Here is a 13924-nt window from a genome sequence, read left to right on the forward strand (position 1 = left end):
GCCGCGCCCCCCCCCCCCCCGCCGCCCGCCCCCGCCCGGGCCGCGGGGCCCCCCCCGCCCCCCCGCCCCCCGCCCCCCGCCGCCGCGCCCGGGCCGGACGGAGGTGCTCCGGCCGGGGCGCGCCCGTAGGATTGCGGGGCACGAAGGAACCGCAGCGAGTGTGCGGACTCGCCGCCGTAGAGGTCCCCGTCGGGCAGCCGCCCGGGCGGGGTCGAACCATCTCATCGGAGGCAGACCCAGATGTCCGACCCGCAGACTGTTTCCGTCCCCGGCCGGATCATGGCGGCGGAGATGGCCGAGCAGCCGGCCGTCCTGCGGCGCATCCTCGACGAGGGTGCCCCGAAGATCCGCGGGATCGCGGCGGAGATCGCCGCCCGCAAGCCGCGCTTCGTCCTGCTCACCGCACGCGGCACGTCCGACAACGCCGCGCTGTACGCCAAGTACCTGATCGAGATCCTGCTCGGCAAGCCGGCCGGCCTGACCTCGATGTCGACCACGACCGCGTACGGCGCCACGCAGGACCTCACCGACGTCCTGGCGATCACCGTCAGCCAGTCCGGCGGCTCGCCGGACCTGGTGGCCTCGACCAAGGCCGCCCGCGAGGCCGGTGCGATCACCCTCGCGGTCACCAACAACGCCGCCTCGCCGCTGGCCGAGGTCTCCGAGTTCCACATCGACGTGCTGGCCGGCCCGGAGAAGGCGCTGCCCGCCACCAAGACCTACACCGCCGAACTGCTCGCGCTCTACCTGCTGGTCGAGGGCCTCGCGGCGGCATGGGGGCGCCCCCTGCCGAAGGCCGGGGGAGGCTCGGCGGCGGAGGACCTGCCGGCCCTGGCCGCGGGCGTGCTGTCCCGGCAGGCCGAGGTGCGGGCGCTGGCCGAGCGCTACCGCTTCGCCCAGCGCCTGGTCATCACCTCGCGCGGCTACGGCTACCCGACCGCCCGGGAGGCGGCGCTGAAGCTGATGGAGACCACCTACATCCCGGCCAGCCCGTTCTCCGGCGCGGACCTGCTGCACGGTCCGCTGGCCATGGTGGACAACGTCTCGCCGGTTATCGCGATCGTCCCGGACGGCAAGGGCGGCGAGGCCCTGCAGCCCGTCCTGGACCGGCTGCGCGGCCGCGGCGCGGACCTGGTGGTGATCGGCCAGCGGGCACAGGTGGAGGCCGCCTCGGCGGGCTTCGCGCTGCCGGCCGGCGTGCCCGAGGAGGTGCAGCCGATCCTGGAGATCCTGCCGTTGCAGCAGTTGGCGTACGAGGTCACCATCGCCCGCGGTCAGGACCCGGACGCCCCGCGCGCGCTGGCCAAGGTCACCGAGACGCGGTAGCCCGGTCGTCTGCGGCCCGGACGCGGACCGGCCCCCGTCCACAGCCTGTGGACGGGGGCCGGTCCTGTGAGCGGCGCGCGATGGTCGGGGGGCCGGGCGGGGCCGGGAAGCACTACGGGCCACGGCGCCGACACGGGACCCTCAACCCATGCGGCACCGCAGCCCGGAGCTGTCGTCGGGCACCGGGGCGATCAAGGACTGTGCGGGGTCCTCGTTCGGCGGCGTCCGACCGAGGAAAGGCCGCGCGCGGTCAGGGCAGTTGCGCGGGGGCCTCTCCTTGGTGCCCTTTCATTGTGGACTAGACCAATCTCGGTTGTCCAGGTCTCTCGAAAAAATTGGTCTAAACAACTCCCGGCGACCGGTCCGTGCCCGGAAGCGCCCCCGCGGCTCCCGACCGCACCCCCCGCCGCCCCCCGACCGCACCCCCCGCCGGTCCGCCCGTCGGTCCGCCGCGCCCCGCCCGGACCGGCGGCGATACCCTCGCCATGTGCCCTCGTTGAACGAACTCGTCCGCCGCCACACCACCCTCACCGGGGCCGACGTGGAATGGCTCCACATGCTGGTCTCGGAGTGGCAGCTGCTCTCCGACCTCTCCTTCGCCGACCTGGTGCTGTGGATCCCCACCTGGGACGGCATCCGCTACGTCTCCGTGGCGCAGATGCGACCCAACACCGGGCCGACCTCCTACCAGGACGACATGGTCGGCCACCTCGTCCCGCGCGGCCGCCGCCCGCTGCTGGACGCCGCCTTCGACGAGGGCCGGATCGTGCGCGAGGGCGACCCGGAGTGGCGCGAGGAGGTCCCGGTCCGGGTCGAGTCGATCCCGGTCCGGCGCGAGGGCAAGGTGCTCGGGGTGATCGCCCGCAACACCAACCTGCTGACCGTCCGCACCCCCAGCCGGCTGGAGCTCACCTACCTGCAGAGCGCCTCGGACCTGGCCCAGATGATCGCGGCCGGCAGCTTCCCCTTCCCGGGCATCGAGCAGGTCGACATGGACGCCGCCCCCCGGGTCGGCGACGGCCTGATCCGCCTGGACGCGGACGGTGTCGTCACCTACGCCAGCCCCAACGCGCTCTCCGCCTACCACCGCCTGGGCCTCACCACCGACCTGGTCGGCAGCCACCTCGGCCGCACCACCGCGGACCTCGCCCCGCCGTCGCGGGCCGCCGTCCACGAGGCGCTGGTGAAGGTGGCCAGCGGCTGGGCGCCCCGGCAGACCGAGGTGGAGGCGCAGGGGGGAGTGGTGACCGTCCGGGCGATCCCGCTCAAGCCCAAGGGCACCCTGACCGGCTCGCTGGTGCTCTGCCGCGACGTCACCGAGCTGCGCCGCCGCGACCGCGAGCTGATGACGAAGGACGCCACCATCCGGGAGATCCACCACCGGGTGAAGAACAACCTGCAGACCGTCGCGGCCCTGCTGCGGCTGCAGTCGCGCCGGATGGAGTCGGAGTCCGGGCGGGCCGCGCTCGACGAGGCGGTGCGCCGGGTCGGCTCGATCGCGATCGTGCACGAGACGCTCTCCCAGGCGCTGGACGAGCAGGTCGCCTTCGACGAGATCGCCGACCGGGTGCTGGCGATGGCGATGGAGCTGTCCCAGGACGGGCGGGTGGCGACCCGCCGCAGCGGCAGCTTCGGCATCCTGTCCGCCGAGGTGGCCACCCCGCTGTCGATGGTGCTGACCGAGCTGCTGCAGAACGCCCTGGAACACGCGTTCGGCCCGACGGCCTCCGGGAACCTGGAGATCAGCGCGCTGCGCGGCCGGGCCCCGGCGACGGGAATGGGCTGGTCGGACAGCTGGAACGGCGGCGCCCGCCCGGAGGAGTACCTGCTGATCACGGTGCAGGACGACGGCCGCGGCATGCCGGAGGGGTTCGACCCGCAGACGGCGGGGAACCTCGGGCTCCAGATCGTCCGGACACTGGCCACCGGGGAGCTCGGCGGCACCTTCGACATGGTGGCCGGCCCGAACGGCGGTACGAAGGTGGTCCTGGAGATCCCGGTCCGCTGAGTTCCGGTTCGCTGAGCTCCGGTCCGCTCTGAGATTCTGCTGAGAATTCGTTGCGCGAGGGCGCGCGGCAGGGGCGCGCGTTCGGCGGAAGCGCTGGGTGAACACTCCATGCGCCTGACGCGACCGAGGCCGAACGTGGAAGCAGGGGGGCGCGGCCGGCGCGTGGGAGGCAGCGCAGCGGGGTGCGGCGGAGTGTGCCGAGGCGCGGCGGGAGACGGCGCGGCGCGGCGGCGGAACGCGGCAGCAGGGCGCGGAAACAGAAACGAGGCCCTGTCGACCGGGGGGGGGTGGGTCGACAGGGCCTCTCAACCCGTTCCGGCCGTCGGGGGGAGTCGGCCGGAACGGGGGCTCTGGGTGGTGCGACACCTCGCCGGTGCGTTGCACACGGTGAGCGCCTCAGCTCCACGATATTGCTCTAAGTGAACAGTATCAAGTGGCTGGACGGGTCCGGTGTCGCGGGACCGAGCGGAGCAAGGTCCTTTGTGCGGAAGGCTTCACCAGGAGGTGCAGGGAAGCCTTTGATCATGTGTTGATCGGTTGTTGATCGGTACTGCGGTCACTGCTGGTGCTACGCCGTGTGATCAGCGCGATCAGGCGGTGCGGGCGCGGTTGCGGGCAGCGCGGCGCTTCATCGCACGACGCTCGTCCTCGCTCATGCCGCCCCAGACGCCGGCGTCCTGGCCGGTCTCCAGAGCCCACTGGAGGCACTGCTCCATGACCGGACAACGGCGGCACACGGCCTTGGCTTCCTCGATCTGCAGCAGAGCAGGACCGGTGTTCCCGATCGGGAAGAACAGCTCCGGGTCCTCTTCGCGGCAGACAGCGCGGTGGCGCCAGTCCATGGTCGTCCAACTCCTCCTGCCGACGGGGGTGGCCCGACGGCACAATCGATGGCTTGTGAATGTGAACGCTTTCACGAATCCCGCAACAGCAAAAGAGACCAAAGGCCTACCGGGCCCGGGTGGTCTGCGCTAGGGGGGATTCGGCGATTCGAGGGGCACTCCGCGGTCGGCGCTCCGTGGTTCCGGAGTTGCCGTCGCTGCGATGTGTCCCGATCGCCATGTAGAGGTTCGCAAACCTCGGGCTCGGATACAACCCCCTTCGGGGAGGAATTTTTGATTCTTCGGTGTCGCCTAGCTCACAGCCAGTACTTCTATGGAGTGAAGGGGGCTTGTGCGTTCGAGAAGAAGGGCGAACCCCCTTTCCGGTCACACAATCACACGCAGTGCCCGCCGTACGCCTGTGAAACTGACGCGACTCCTGTCTCCAAGATGGTCGCCGTCGACCTGGAACGGGGCCGGTTCCTCTGAAACCAAGGTGAAGTGTCTGACGTCGTGATAGGAGACGACGTGCTTCCCGGACGGGCCGGCGGGCGGCGTCCCGTCGCCCGAAGGCCCGTGCGACCGCAGGATCTGACGGATCGTTCGAGCAGTACCGAACGCCGTCATCCGGGTGATCCCGAAGACGTCGAGGTCCGTGTCGAAGGAGGCGAGCGGTGAGGGGTAGACCGGGCGGTTGCCGAGGAACGTCCACGGCGAGGTGTTGCTGACTATCGACAGGACCAGGCCCGGAACGGCCTCGCGGCCCGGAACCTCAAGGGAGACCGGGCCCGAGCGGCGCTGCTCACGCTGGGTGAAGTAGTGCCGGACCGCCTCGCGGACGTAGAGGGCGTGGGTGGACTTGCGCCCGGTCCGGCGCTGCTCCTCGACCCGGCCGACCACCCCGGCGTCGAAGCCCAGGCCGGCGGTGAAGGTGAACCAGCGGTCCGGCAGCCCCTCGGTCATCGCCTTGCCGAGCCCGATCGGGCGCTCCTGCTTGCGCTCCAGCGCGTGCAACAGCGCGCCGGTGGCCTCCACCGGGTCGTTGGGCAGGCCGAGCGCGCGGGCGAACACGTTGGTCGAACCGCCCGGCACCACGGCCAGTCGCGGGACCTTGTCGCCCGGGCCGTGCGCCAGCAGCCCGTTCACCACCTCGTTGACGGTGCCGTCGCCGCCCAGCGCCACCACCAGGTCGACCGTGCCGTCCTCCGCCGCCTGGCGGGCCAGGTCGCGCGCGTGGCCCCGGTACTGCGTCTCGGCCACGTCGAGCTTGAGATCGCTGCGCAGGGCGTGGATCAGGACGTCCCTGGTCCGGCCACTGGTGGTGGTGGCCTTGTGGTTCACGACCAGGAGAGCGCGCATGGGGAAAGCCTACGGGTCGGTACGCACCAACCGGCGGCTACCCTGCTGGAGTGACCGCAGAAACCTCCGCACCCGCACCCGCGGCCGGCTCCGGCCGTCCGGCGTCCCTGACCCTGGGCGCCGCCATCACCGCCCTGGAGGGCGCCGCGCTGGCCGTCGTCGGCGTCTGGGACATGGTGGCCGCGCTGTCCGGCCAGTCCAAGCAGCTCGCCCTGAACGAGTTCGGCGGCGCGGTCATCGTGCTGCTCGGCGTGCTGCCGGTCCTGGCCGCCGGCGCGCTGCTGAAGGAGCGCCGCTGGGGCCGCAGCCCGGCGGTGCTGACCAACTCGATCTGCCTGCCGGTCGCCTACTACATGGTCCAGAGCGGCGGGGCGATGATCGCCGTCGGCGTGCTGGTCGGCCTGCTCGGGCTGGTGGGCATCGGTTCGCTGCTGACCCCGAAGTCGACGGCGGTCCTGTACGCCCCGTCCGAGGACTGAGCGCGCAGGACCGCCGGGGTCCGACGGCCGCCCGGCTGAGCTGAGCGGCCGTCAGTCCTACTCCTCCACCAGGAGCTTCTCCCGCAGCTGGGCCAGCGTCCGGGCGAGCAGCCGGGACACGTGCATCTGGGAGATCCCCACCTCGGCGGCGATCTGCGACTGGGTCATGTTCCGGAAGAACCGCAGCACCAGGATCTTCTGCTCCCGGGGCGGCAGTTGGGCCAGCAGCGGCTTCAGCGACTCGCGGTACTCGACGCCCTCCAGCGCCTCGTCGGTGGCGCCCAGGGTGTCCGCGACGGCCGGCGACTCGTCGTCGCTGTCCGGCACGTCCAGGGACAGCGTGGAGTACGCGTTGGCGGACTCCAGGCCCTCCAGGACGTCCTCCTCGGAGATCCCCAGGTGCTCGGCCAGCTCGTGCACCGTGGGGGAGCGGCCGTGCCGCTGGGAGAGCTCGCTGGTCGCCGTGGTGAGCGACAGCCGCAGCTCCTGCAGGCGGCGCGGGACGCGCACCGCCCAGCCCTTGTCGCGGAAGTGCCGCTTGATCTCGCCGACGATGGTCGGCGTCGCGTAGGTGGAGAACTCGACCCCGCGCTCGTGGTCGAAGCGGTCCACCGACTTGATCAGTCCGATGGTGGCGACCTGGGTGAGGTCGTCCAGCGGCTCGCCCCGGTTGCGGAAGCGCCGGGCCAGGTGCTCGACCAGCGGGATGTGCATCCGCACCAGCTGGTTGCGCAGCTCGACCCGCTCCGGCGAGCCCTCGGGCAGCGCCGACAGGCGGACGAACAGCGCGCGGGCGGCCTCCCGGTCCGGGGCGCCGCTGCGGTGCGCGCCCTGGGTGGGCACGGCGCCGTGCAGCTCCGCCTCGGCCGTCTCCTCCGCCCGGTCCGCCCGGTCCGGCGGGGGTACGGAGTCGGGCGTCGGCTCGGACGTCGGCTCGGTCGGGTGGCTCATCCGGTGGGCGTCCTTCGGGTGCGCTTCGTCGTTGGCGGCGAGGCCGGGAACGCTCGCCTGGGTCGGTACGGCAGGTCCCGCCGTCGCGAGGCCGGTACGGTCCAGATCACTCACGGCCATTCCCCCGTTCCGTTCCGGGAGCACCGGGGCCGGCGGCCCCGGAATCGTCTCGTTGGTCGTACCGCCCCGGGGGCGGTACCGGGAGCCGCCCGCCGGCCCCGGAGGGGGTGCGGCGGACGGCCCTTGCGCGGGTGCTGCTCGGTGCTGCACATCCGTGACGTGCGTTCGGCCGCCCGGTCAGTGGGCGGTGGAACCGCCGCGCTTCTTGTGCAGGCTGATCGACACGGTCTTGTCCTCGGCGACCGAGGAGTCGACCTCGCCGGCCAGCGCGGAGAGCACGGTCCAGGCGAAGGTGTCCCGCTCGGGGGCCTTGCCGTCCGTGGTCGGGGCGGAGACGGTGACCTTGAGCGAGTCGCCGACCAGGCGGAACTCGCAGGACAGGACGGAGCCCGGCACCGCCTGCTGGAGCAGGATGGCGCAGGCCTCGTCGACCGCGATCCGCAGGTCCTCGATCTCGTCGAGGGTGAAGTCCAACCGGGCCGCCAACCCGGCCGTCGCTGTTCGCAGCACGGAGAGGTAGGCCCCCGCTGCGGGGAGCCGGACCTCCACGAAATCCTGAACACCGAGATCGCTGTCGATCTGGGACACCCTTGCCTCCTGGGTGACGCGCCTTGCTTGCTTGGTACCCCGCTTGTTACCCCTGCTTGCCGCCCCTCAAAGGGGGCACCGGGATTACGGATCCGCCATCGCTCTGCCCTACCGCATCCCGGTTCGGGAGTTACTGATGGTAAGGCATTGCGACGCAGGGTGGCAGACCCTTTCCCGGACTCCTCCGGTCCGCTCAGCGGCTGCCGGCGGCGGCGAGGGCCTCGTCGGTGAGCCGGTACACGGTCCACTCGTCCATCGGCACCGCGCCGATCGACTTGTAGAAGTCGATCGAGGGCTGGTTCCAGTCCAGCACCGACCACTCCACCCGGGAGTAGCCGCGCTCCACGGCGATCCGGGCGAGCTCCAGCAGCAGCGCCTTGCCGTGGCCGCCGCCGCGGGCCTCCGGTCGGACGTACAGGTCCTCCAGGTAGATCCCGTGGGTGCCGCGCCAGGTCGAGAAGTTGCGGAACCAGAGCGCGAAACCGACCGGCCGGCCGGCCGCGTCCTCGGCGATCAGGCCGAACACCGCGGGCTCGGCGCCGAACAGCGCCCCGTGCAGCTGCTCCTCGGTGGCCACCGCCTCGTGCGGGGCCTTCTCGTACTCCGCGAGTTCACGGATCATGGCGTGGATGACGGGAACGTCGGTGGCGACGGCGGTGCGGATCATGTCTGCGAGCCTACTGCTCGGGCCCCGTCTCGTCCCAGGCCTGGATGGAGGTCTGGTCGACGATCCGCCCGTCCCGCAGGTCGGCCATCGAGGCCATCAGGACCCGGACTCCGTCCGGGTAGCGGCAGGACTCCAGGAAGGCGACGTGGTCGTCCTGGACGACCACCTGCTCCAGCTTGTGGGTCATCTCGCGACCGTAGATGTCGCCCAGCATGGCGCCGATCTCCTCCCGCCCGTGCATCACCAGGGGGTGGCTGGGCTGGGTCTTGCGGTCGACCATGCGCAGTTCGGCGTCCTCCGCGTAGAGCGCCAGCAGGGCCTCGGCGTCGCAGCGCTCGATGCCCTCGCGCAGCGCGCGGGTGTCGAAGGCGGCGGGGGCCGCCATGGTGGTCATGATCTCGCTCCTCCGGTCGGGGTCCGTCGGCTCGTACTCCGAGCGTACGCCCGGCGCCGCCGGCCGGAGGAGCGGTTGGTCCCGACCGTCAGCGGGCCGGCACGGTGCGCAGGTAGTCGGCGAGGGCCTCGATCGCGGCCGGGTTGCGCGGGCTCTCCACCAGGTCGACGTAGTCCAGGACGAAGATCCGGTCGTTCCTGATCGCGGAGACGCCGGCCAGCGGCGGGAAGGACTTGAGGAACCTCCGCTTCTCCTCGGCGTCCGGGGTCGCGTAGTCGTTGATCACGATCACCTCGGGGTCGCGCTGCACCACGCTCTCCCAGCCGGCGGTGACCCAGGTGTCGGCGAGGTCGCCCATGATGTTGGTCCCGCCGGCGTTCGCGATGATCCGGTGCGCGGCGGCGAACTTCCCGGCGGTGTACGGCTTGTCCTGCCCGCTGTCGTACAGGAAGACGGACGGGCGGCGCTCGGGCTGCGGGACGGCGGCGATCCGGGCCCTGGAGTCGGCGATCAGCCGGTCGGCGCGGTCCTTGACGTCGAAGATCTCGCCGAGGTTGGCCAGGTCGGTGTAGAGCGCGTCCAGCGGGTCCATCACGCCGCGCTCGCCGCCCCTGCCGCTGCGGCAGGACTCGCTGAGCACGTACGAGTCGACGCCGAGGGCCTTGAACGCCTGCGGGGTGACGCCGCTGCCCTCGTCGAAGCCGTAGTGCCAGCCGGCCAGGACCAGGTCGGCCCGTGCGTCCAGGGCGATCTCCTTGGTGAGCGTCTTCTTGGAGAGCCACGCGGTCTGCTGGTAGCCGTCCTTCCAGGGCACCCGGTCGACCTTGCCCTTGTCGTCGGGCATGACGTAGCCGGCCATCCGGTCGGCGAGGCCGAGGGAGAGCATCAGCTCGGTGATGTTGACGTCGTTGGTGACCGCCCGGGCCGGCTTCTGCGCGAAGGTCAGCTTGTCGCCGCAGTTCTCGACGGTCACCGGGTAGTGGGCGGAGCCGGTGGCGGCCTCCTTCGGGGCGATCTGCGCGCCGCAGGCGGTGAGCCCGAGGGCGAGCAGGGCGGTGGTGGCAACGGCCTTGGTGCGCACGGTGGTTCCTTCGGTGGTTCAGGCTCCGGGGGAGCGGTCGGAGCGGTCGGAGCGGTCGGGGCGGTCGAACAGCAGCTGGACGGCGCCGGTCTCCGGATGCCGGACCGGGGTCGCCCGGACGCCGAACACCCCGGCCAGCAGGGCGGGCGTGAGCACCTCGCCGGGCGGCCCGGAGGCGACGATCCGGCCGGCCCGCAGCACGTACAGCAGGTCGCAGTGGCCCGCCGCCAGGTTGAGGTCGTGCAGCGCGGTGAGCACCGTCGGTCCGGCCTCGCGGGCCAGCGCCAGGACCTCCAACTGGTGGGCGATGTCCAGGTGGTTGGTGGGCTCGTCGAGCACCAGCAGGCGCGGCTCCTGGACCAGCGCGCGGGCGAACAGCACCCGCTGCTTCTCGCCCCCGGACAGGCTCAGGAAGCCCCGTTCGGCGAGGTGGTCCGCCCGGACCCTGCGCAGGGCCCCGGCGCAGCGCTCCCGGTCCGCGTCGGTCGGGGCGCCGAAGCCGCGCCGGTGCGGCAGCCGGCCCATGGCGACCACCTCGGCGACGGTGAAGTCGAACTCGGTGGAGTGCTCCTGGGTCAGCGCGGCCACCCGTCGGGCGGTCTCGCGCGCGGAGAGCGCGTACAGGTCGTCGCCGTCCAGCCGGACGGCGCCGCCGGCCGGCTTCAGCACCCGGTAGACGCAGCGCAGCAAGGTCGACTTGCCGCTGCCGTTCGGGCCGACGAGGCCGACCACCTGCCCGGCGGCCGCCGCCAGGCTCACCTCGTGGACCAGCCGGGTGCCGGCCAGTTCCACCGAGACGGCGTCGACGGCGAGGTCCTGGGCCCGCGCCCGGCCGGCGGTCTCCGTCCGGCCGGCGGTCCCGGTCGGGTCGGCGGGGCCGGCGGGATGGGCGGGATCGGGCATCCGGGGCACCCCGTTCGAGTCGGTCACCGTCGGCCTCCGAAGGCGTGGCCGCGCCGGCGCATCATCAGCAGGAAGGCGGGCACGCCGAGCACGGCGGTGAACACCCCCACGGGCAGTTCGGCGGGCGCCAGCAGGGTGCGGGAGGCGATGTCCACCCAGACCAGCAGCAGCGCGCCGGCGAGCGGTGCGACCAGCAGCACCCGGCGGTGCGCGGCGCCGACCAGCATCCGTGCCAGGTGCGGCACCAGCAGTCCGACGAAGCCGATCGCCCCGCTGACCGCGACCACCGTGCCGGTGACGGCGGCGGTCACCACGAACAGCTCGCGCCGCAGCCGGTCCGGGTCCACGCCGAGCGAGGCGGAGGTCTCGTCCCCCATGGCGAGCCCGTCGAGCCGGCCGGCGGCGCAGCCGAGGTAGGTCAGCCCGGCCAGCACGGTGCAGCCGGCGATCGGCACCGAGCCCCAGGTGGCGCCGCCGAGGCTGCCGAGCAGCCACATCATGGCGTCCCGGGCGGCTTCGCCGCGGTCCGCGGCGAAGACCATCAGGGTGGTGGCGGCGGAGAATCCGTAGGAGAGCGCCGTGCCGGTGAGCACCAGTCGCAGCGGGGTGAGCCCGTACGCGGTGCGGGCGGCGAGGTAGACCAGCGCCATCGCGACCAGCGCGGAGCCGAAGGCGGAGGCGGAGACCGCCCACGCCCCGAGCGAGGCGAAGGCGCCGAACAGCAGGACGGCGTTGGCGCCGACGGCCGCGCCGGAGGAGATGCCGAGGACGAACGGGTCGGCGAGCGCGTTGCGCACCAGCGCCTGGACGGCGACGCCGGTCGCGGCGAGTCCGGCGCCGACCACGGCGGCCAGCACGGTGCGGGGCAGCCGGATCTCCCAGACGATCGCGTACGCGGCCGCCTCGTCGGCGTCCAGCCGACCGCCCGTCAGACCGGCGGTCAGCAGCCGCAGCACGCGGGGCAGTGCGATGCCGGAGGACCCGAACGCCACCCCGCAGACCAGTGAGAGCAGCAGCGCGGCGGCGAGGCCGACGGCGAGCGGGACGGCGGGTATTCGGCGGACGGGTGGGCCGACCGCACGGGTCGTGGGTGCGCGGTTCACGGGTGCGCCTTGCCTCGGGCCGCGGGTGTGCCGGGGCGGGCGCGGGCCGCGGGCGTGCCGGGGCGCCGTTCCCCTCGCAGTCCGCGGCGAGTTGTCGGGAGGTCAGCGACCGGGGGCGATCGGGCTGGCGCGGCCGCACCGCTGGTGCGGGCCGTGCTCACCGTTGCGGGTCAGCGCCGGATTCACACCGGACTTCCCCCTCGGACGCCCTGGCAGCATAACAGCCACTTAGGGCAGGCAACCCTTACCGGGTCGGTCCGGGCGTGGACGCACGACCGCCCCCGTCCGGCGGTGCGGACGGGGGCGGTCGGGTGGCGACGCGTCAGGCTCAGGCCTGCTTGGTCTCCCAGAAGATCTTGTCGACCTCGGCGATCAGGTCCAGCAGGGCCTGGCCGGTGGCCGGGTCGGTGGACGCCTTGGCGGCCGAGGCGGCCTTCAGGGTGTCGTTGATCAGCTGGTGCAGCTGCGGGTACTTCTCGAAGTGCGGGGCCTTGAAGTAGTCGCTCCACAGCACCGAGATGTGGTGCTTGACGGCCTCGGCGCGCTGCTCCTTGATGATGACGGCGCGGGCCCGGAAGTGCGGGTCCTCGTTGGCCTGGTACTTCTCCTGGGTGGCCTTGACGGACTCGGCCTCGATCCGGGCCTGCGCCGGGTCGTACACGCCACAGGGCAGGTCACAGTGGGCGTGAGCGGTGGCACGCGGTGCAAACAGACGAGAGAACATGGGAGTCCTTCCTTAGATCGTCTTCCCGCGCCCGAGATTACCCTTCCGCCCTCGTGGTTTCGCGATCGGGCGGTGGGCCTAGGGCAAAAGGCGGACCCGGAACCGGGGTATTCCGGACATCGAACAGGTGACGCTCCGTACGGCAGACTGGGGGCCGGCGGCGCGGGAGGAGGAGTCGTGGCACGGAGCACGGAACCGGGGGGACGGGACCGGGGCGGCGCGCTGCCGTTGGGGCTGGTCGACGTGGCGGGCCGGTCGATGGTCCCGACCCTGCACGAGGGCGACCGGCTGCTGGTCCGCTACGGCGCGCCGATCCGGCCGGGGGCCGTGGTGCTCTTCCGGCACCCCTTCCAGCAGGACCTGCTGGTGGTGAAGCGGGCCGCCGAGCGCCGGTCCGGGGGCTGGTGGCTGCTGTCGGACAACCGCCCGGTGGACAGCGACAGCCGCAGCTACGGCGCGGTCCCGGACGACCTGGTGCTCGGCCGGGTGCTGCTGCGGCTGCGCCCGAGCCCGGCCTGGCTGGCGCCGGGCCGCCGGCTGGAGCGGCTGCTGCTCTCCCCGCGGCTGGCCCGGGTGCCGGGCCTGGCCCGGCGCCTCGGCGTCTGGGTGGAGGAGGTCTGATCCCGGGCGGCCGCCCGCCCGGTTGCGCCCCGTCGCCCGGTTACGCCCCGCCGCCCGGTTACGCCCCGCCGCCCAGTGCGGCCTCCGCCTCCTGGCGCTTGCGGGCCCGGTAGGCGGCCACGTTGGCCCGGGTCGCGCAGCGGTCCGAGCAGTAGCGCCGGGAGCGGTTGGTCGAGGTGTCCAGGTAGGCGTTGCGGCAGGGCGCGGCCTGGCAGATGCCCAGCCGGTCGGCGCCCAACTCGGTGAGGTGGACGGCCAGGCCCATGCAGGCGACCGCGCTGAAGTGCGCGGTGGCGGTCGGCGAGTTGTCGGCCAGGTGCAGGTGCCAGCGCGGCCGTCCGGCGTCGTCCAGGTGGTCGTGCCCGGAGATCAGCGGGCTGACGGGGTACTCCATCAGCAGGCTGTTCAGCAGGTCGACCCCCCGGGTCTCGTCCCCTTCGGCGGCGGCTTCGAAGACCCCGCGCAGCCGGGTCCGCACCGCCCGCAGCCGGGGCAGGTCGGACTCGTCGGCGAGCGCGGCGGCCCGCGACGAGTCGGAGAACAGGGCGCGCACCGCGTCCACGGAGGTCAGCGTGTCGGTGCCGCGCTCGGGCTCCTCGGTGTTCACCAGTCGAACGGCGAGATCGGCGTACGAGGCGAGCTCCACGGCGGTCCTTCCAGAAAATCGGTAACGGGCTGACTGCTTCCAGCCTATTACCCGTGCGGCGCCCCAACGACTCGGGCGAGCATCGGCGCCCGGCAGGAGCTGCCTGCCGCGGGGGCGTATAACCAAAAGACAC

Annotated in this window: 15 protein-coding genes and 1 riboswitch; of the genes, 4 read left to right on the plus strand and 11 right to left on the minus strand. The window is 72.7% G+C overall.

Annotated elements, in window-relative coordinates; genetic code table 11:
• The first annotated feature begins 240 nt into the window (after nt 1-240).
• On the plus strand, nt 241-1326 hold the full coding sequence (locus ACFV0O_RS33315) for an SIS domain-containing protein (RefSeq protein WP_380347486.1): 1086 nt from the start codon (nt 241-243) through the stop codon (nt 1324-1326).
• A 487-nt stretch (nt 1327-1813) separates the two neighbouring features.
• A complete protein-coding gene (locus ACFV0O_RS33320) occupies nt 1814-3334 on the plus strand; it encodes a PAS domain-containing sensor histidine kinase (protein ID WP_360259426.1) in 1521 nt (506 codons plus the stop codon).
• 590 nt (nt 3335-3924) lie between these two features.
• Here the strand turns inward: ACFV0O_RS33320 and ACFV0O_RS33325 are convergent.
• The gene (locus ACFV0O_RS33325) at nt 3925-4176 is read right to left on the minus strand and encodes a WhiB family transcriptional regulator (protein WP_014138019.1); all 252 of its coding nucleotides are present in this window, start codon (nt 4174-4176) and stop codon (nt 3925-3927) included.
• 366 nt (nt 4177-4542) lie between these two features.
• On the minus strand, nt 4543-5514 hold the full coding sequence (locus ACFV0O_RS33330; protein WP_360259424.1) for a diacylglycerol kinase family protein: 972 nt from the start codon (nt 5512-5514) through the stop codon (nt 4543-4545).
• Between the two features lie 50 nt (nt 5515-5564).
• Here ACFV0O_RS33330 and ACFV0O_RS33335 point away from each other — a divergent pair, with 50 nt between their 5' ends.
• Nucleotides 5565-5993 (plus strand): hypothetical protein, encoded by a 429-nt coding sequence (locus ACFV0O_RS33335; protein WP_380347487.1) that lies wholly within the window; start codon nt 5565-5567, stop codon nt 5991-5993.
• Nucleotides 5994-6050: 57 nt separating this feature from the next.
• Here ACFV0O_RS33335 and ACFV0O_RS33340 read toward each other — a convergent pair whose 3' ends face one another.
• The 8 genes from ACFV0O_RS33340 to sodN form a co-directional block, all read right to left on the minus strand.
• The gene (locus ACFV0O_RS33340; RefSeq protein WP_380347488.1) at nt 6051-7058 is read right to left on the minus strand and encodes an RNA polymerase sigma factor SigF; all 1008 of its coding nucleotides are present in this window, start codon (nt 7056-7058) and stop codon (nt 6051-6053) included.
• A gap of 183 nt (nt 7059-7241) precedes the next feature.
• Nucleotides 7242-7652, minus strand: coding sequence for an anti-sigma regulatory factor (locus ACFV0O_RS33345; RefSeq protein WP_360259417.1), 411 nt, complete (start codon nt 7650-7652; stop codon nt 7242-7244).
• 193 nt (nt 7653-7845) lie between these two features.
• Complete coding sequence (locus ACFV0O_RS33350) at nt 7846-8319, minus strand: GNAT family N-acetyltransferase (protein ID WP_380347489.1); 474 nt, start codon at nt 8317-8319, stop codon at nt 7846-7848.
• Nucleotides 8320-8329: 10 nt separating this feature from the next.
• Nucleotides 8330-8713 (minus strand): nuclear transport factor 2 family protein, encoded by a 384-nt coding sequence (locus ACFV0O_RS33355; protein ID WP_380347490.1) that lies wholly within the window; start codon nt 8711-8713, stop codon nt 8330-8332.
• A gap of 88 nt (nt 8714-8801) precedes the next feature.
• Nucleotides 8802-9794 (minus strand): ABC transporter substrate-binding protein, encoded by a 993-nt coding sequence (locus ACFV0O_RS33360; protein WP_380347491.1) that lies wholly within the window; start codon nt 9792-9794, stop codon nt 8802-8804.
• A gap of 18 nt (nt 9795-9812) precedes the next feature.
• Entirely contained in the window at nt 9813-10724 is a 912-nt protein-coding gene (locus ACFV0O_RS33365) for an ABC transporter ATP-binding protein (protein WP_380347492.1), read from the minus strand.
• Nucleotides 10721-11800, minus strand: coding sequence for a FecCD family ABC transporter permease (locus ACFV0O_RS33370; protein WP_380347493.1), 1080 nt, complete (start codon nt 11798-11800; stop codon nt 10721-10723). The genes ACFV0O_RS33365 and ACFV0O_RS33370 overlap by 4 nt, the downstream gene beginning before the upstream one ends.
• Before the next feature lie 92 nt (nt 11801-11892).
• Nucleotides 11893-12041: riboswitch (cobalamin riboswitch) on the minus strand.
• Between the two features lie 87 nt (nt 12042-12128).
• A complete protein-coding gene (gene sodN, locus ACFV0O_RS33375; protein ID WP_350628137.1) occupies nt 12129-12524 on the minus strand; it encodes a superoxide dismutase, Ni in 396 nt (131 codons plus the stop codon).
• 258 nt (nt 12525-12782) lie between these two features.
• On the opposite strand from sodN, the gene sodX reads away from it, so the two are divergent.
• Nucleotides 12783-13145 carry a nickel-type superoxide dismutase maturation protease gene (gene sodX / locus ACFV0O_RS33380; RefSeq protein WP_380347511.1) on the plus strand — a complete coding sequence of 121 codons (363 nt, stop codon included), beginning with the start codon at nt 12783-12785 and terminating at the stop codon, nt 13143-13145.
• Between the two features lie 58 nt (nt 13146-13203).
• Here sodX and ACFV0O_RS33385 read toward each other — a convergent pair whose 3' ends face one another.
• Nucleotides 13204-13791, minus strand: a complete 588-nt coding sequence (locus ACFV0O_RS33385; protein WP_380347494.1) for a CGNR zinc finger domain-containing protein — start codon at nt 13789-13791, stop codon at nt 13204-13206.
• Between the last annotated feature and the right edge of the window lie 133 nt (nt 13792-13924).

Source organism: Kitasatospora sp. NPDC059577, from assembly GCF_042735475.1.
In the GTDB taxonomy this organism is placed as follows: Bacteria; Actinomycetota; Actinomycetes; order Streptomycetales; family Streptomycetaceae; genus Kitasatospora.

Coding starts and splice junctions, on each gene's coding strand:
- ACFV0O_RS33315 (WP_380347486.1), top strand. CDS start 241: ATGTCCGACCCGCAGACTGTTTCCGTCCCCGGCCGGATCATGGCGGCG.
- ACFV0O_RS33325 (WP_014138019.1), bottom strand. CDS start 4,176: ATGGACTGGCGCCACCGCGCTGTCTGCCGCGAAGAGGACCCGGAGCTG.
- ACFV0O_RS33355 (WP_380347490.1), bottom strand. CDS start 8,713: ATGACCACCATGGCGGCCCCCGCCGCCTTCGACACCCGCGCGCTGCGC.
- ACFV0O_RS33330 (WP_360259424.1), bottom strand. CDS start 5,514: ATGCGCGCTCTCCTGGTCGTGAACCACAAGGCCACCACCACCAGTGGC.
- ACFV0O_RS33350 (WP_380347489.1), bottom strand. CDS start 8,319: ATGATCCGCACCGCCGTCGCCACCGACGTTCCCGTCATCCACGCCATG.
- sodN (WP_350628137.1), bottom strand. CDS start 12,524: ATGTTCTCTCGTCTGTTTGCACCGCGTGCCACCGCTCACGCCCACTGT.
- sodX (WP_380347511.1), top strand. CDS start 12,783: ATGGTCCCGACCCTGCACGAGGGCGACCGGCTGCTGGTCCGCTACGGC.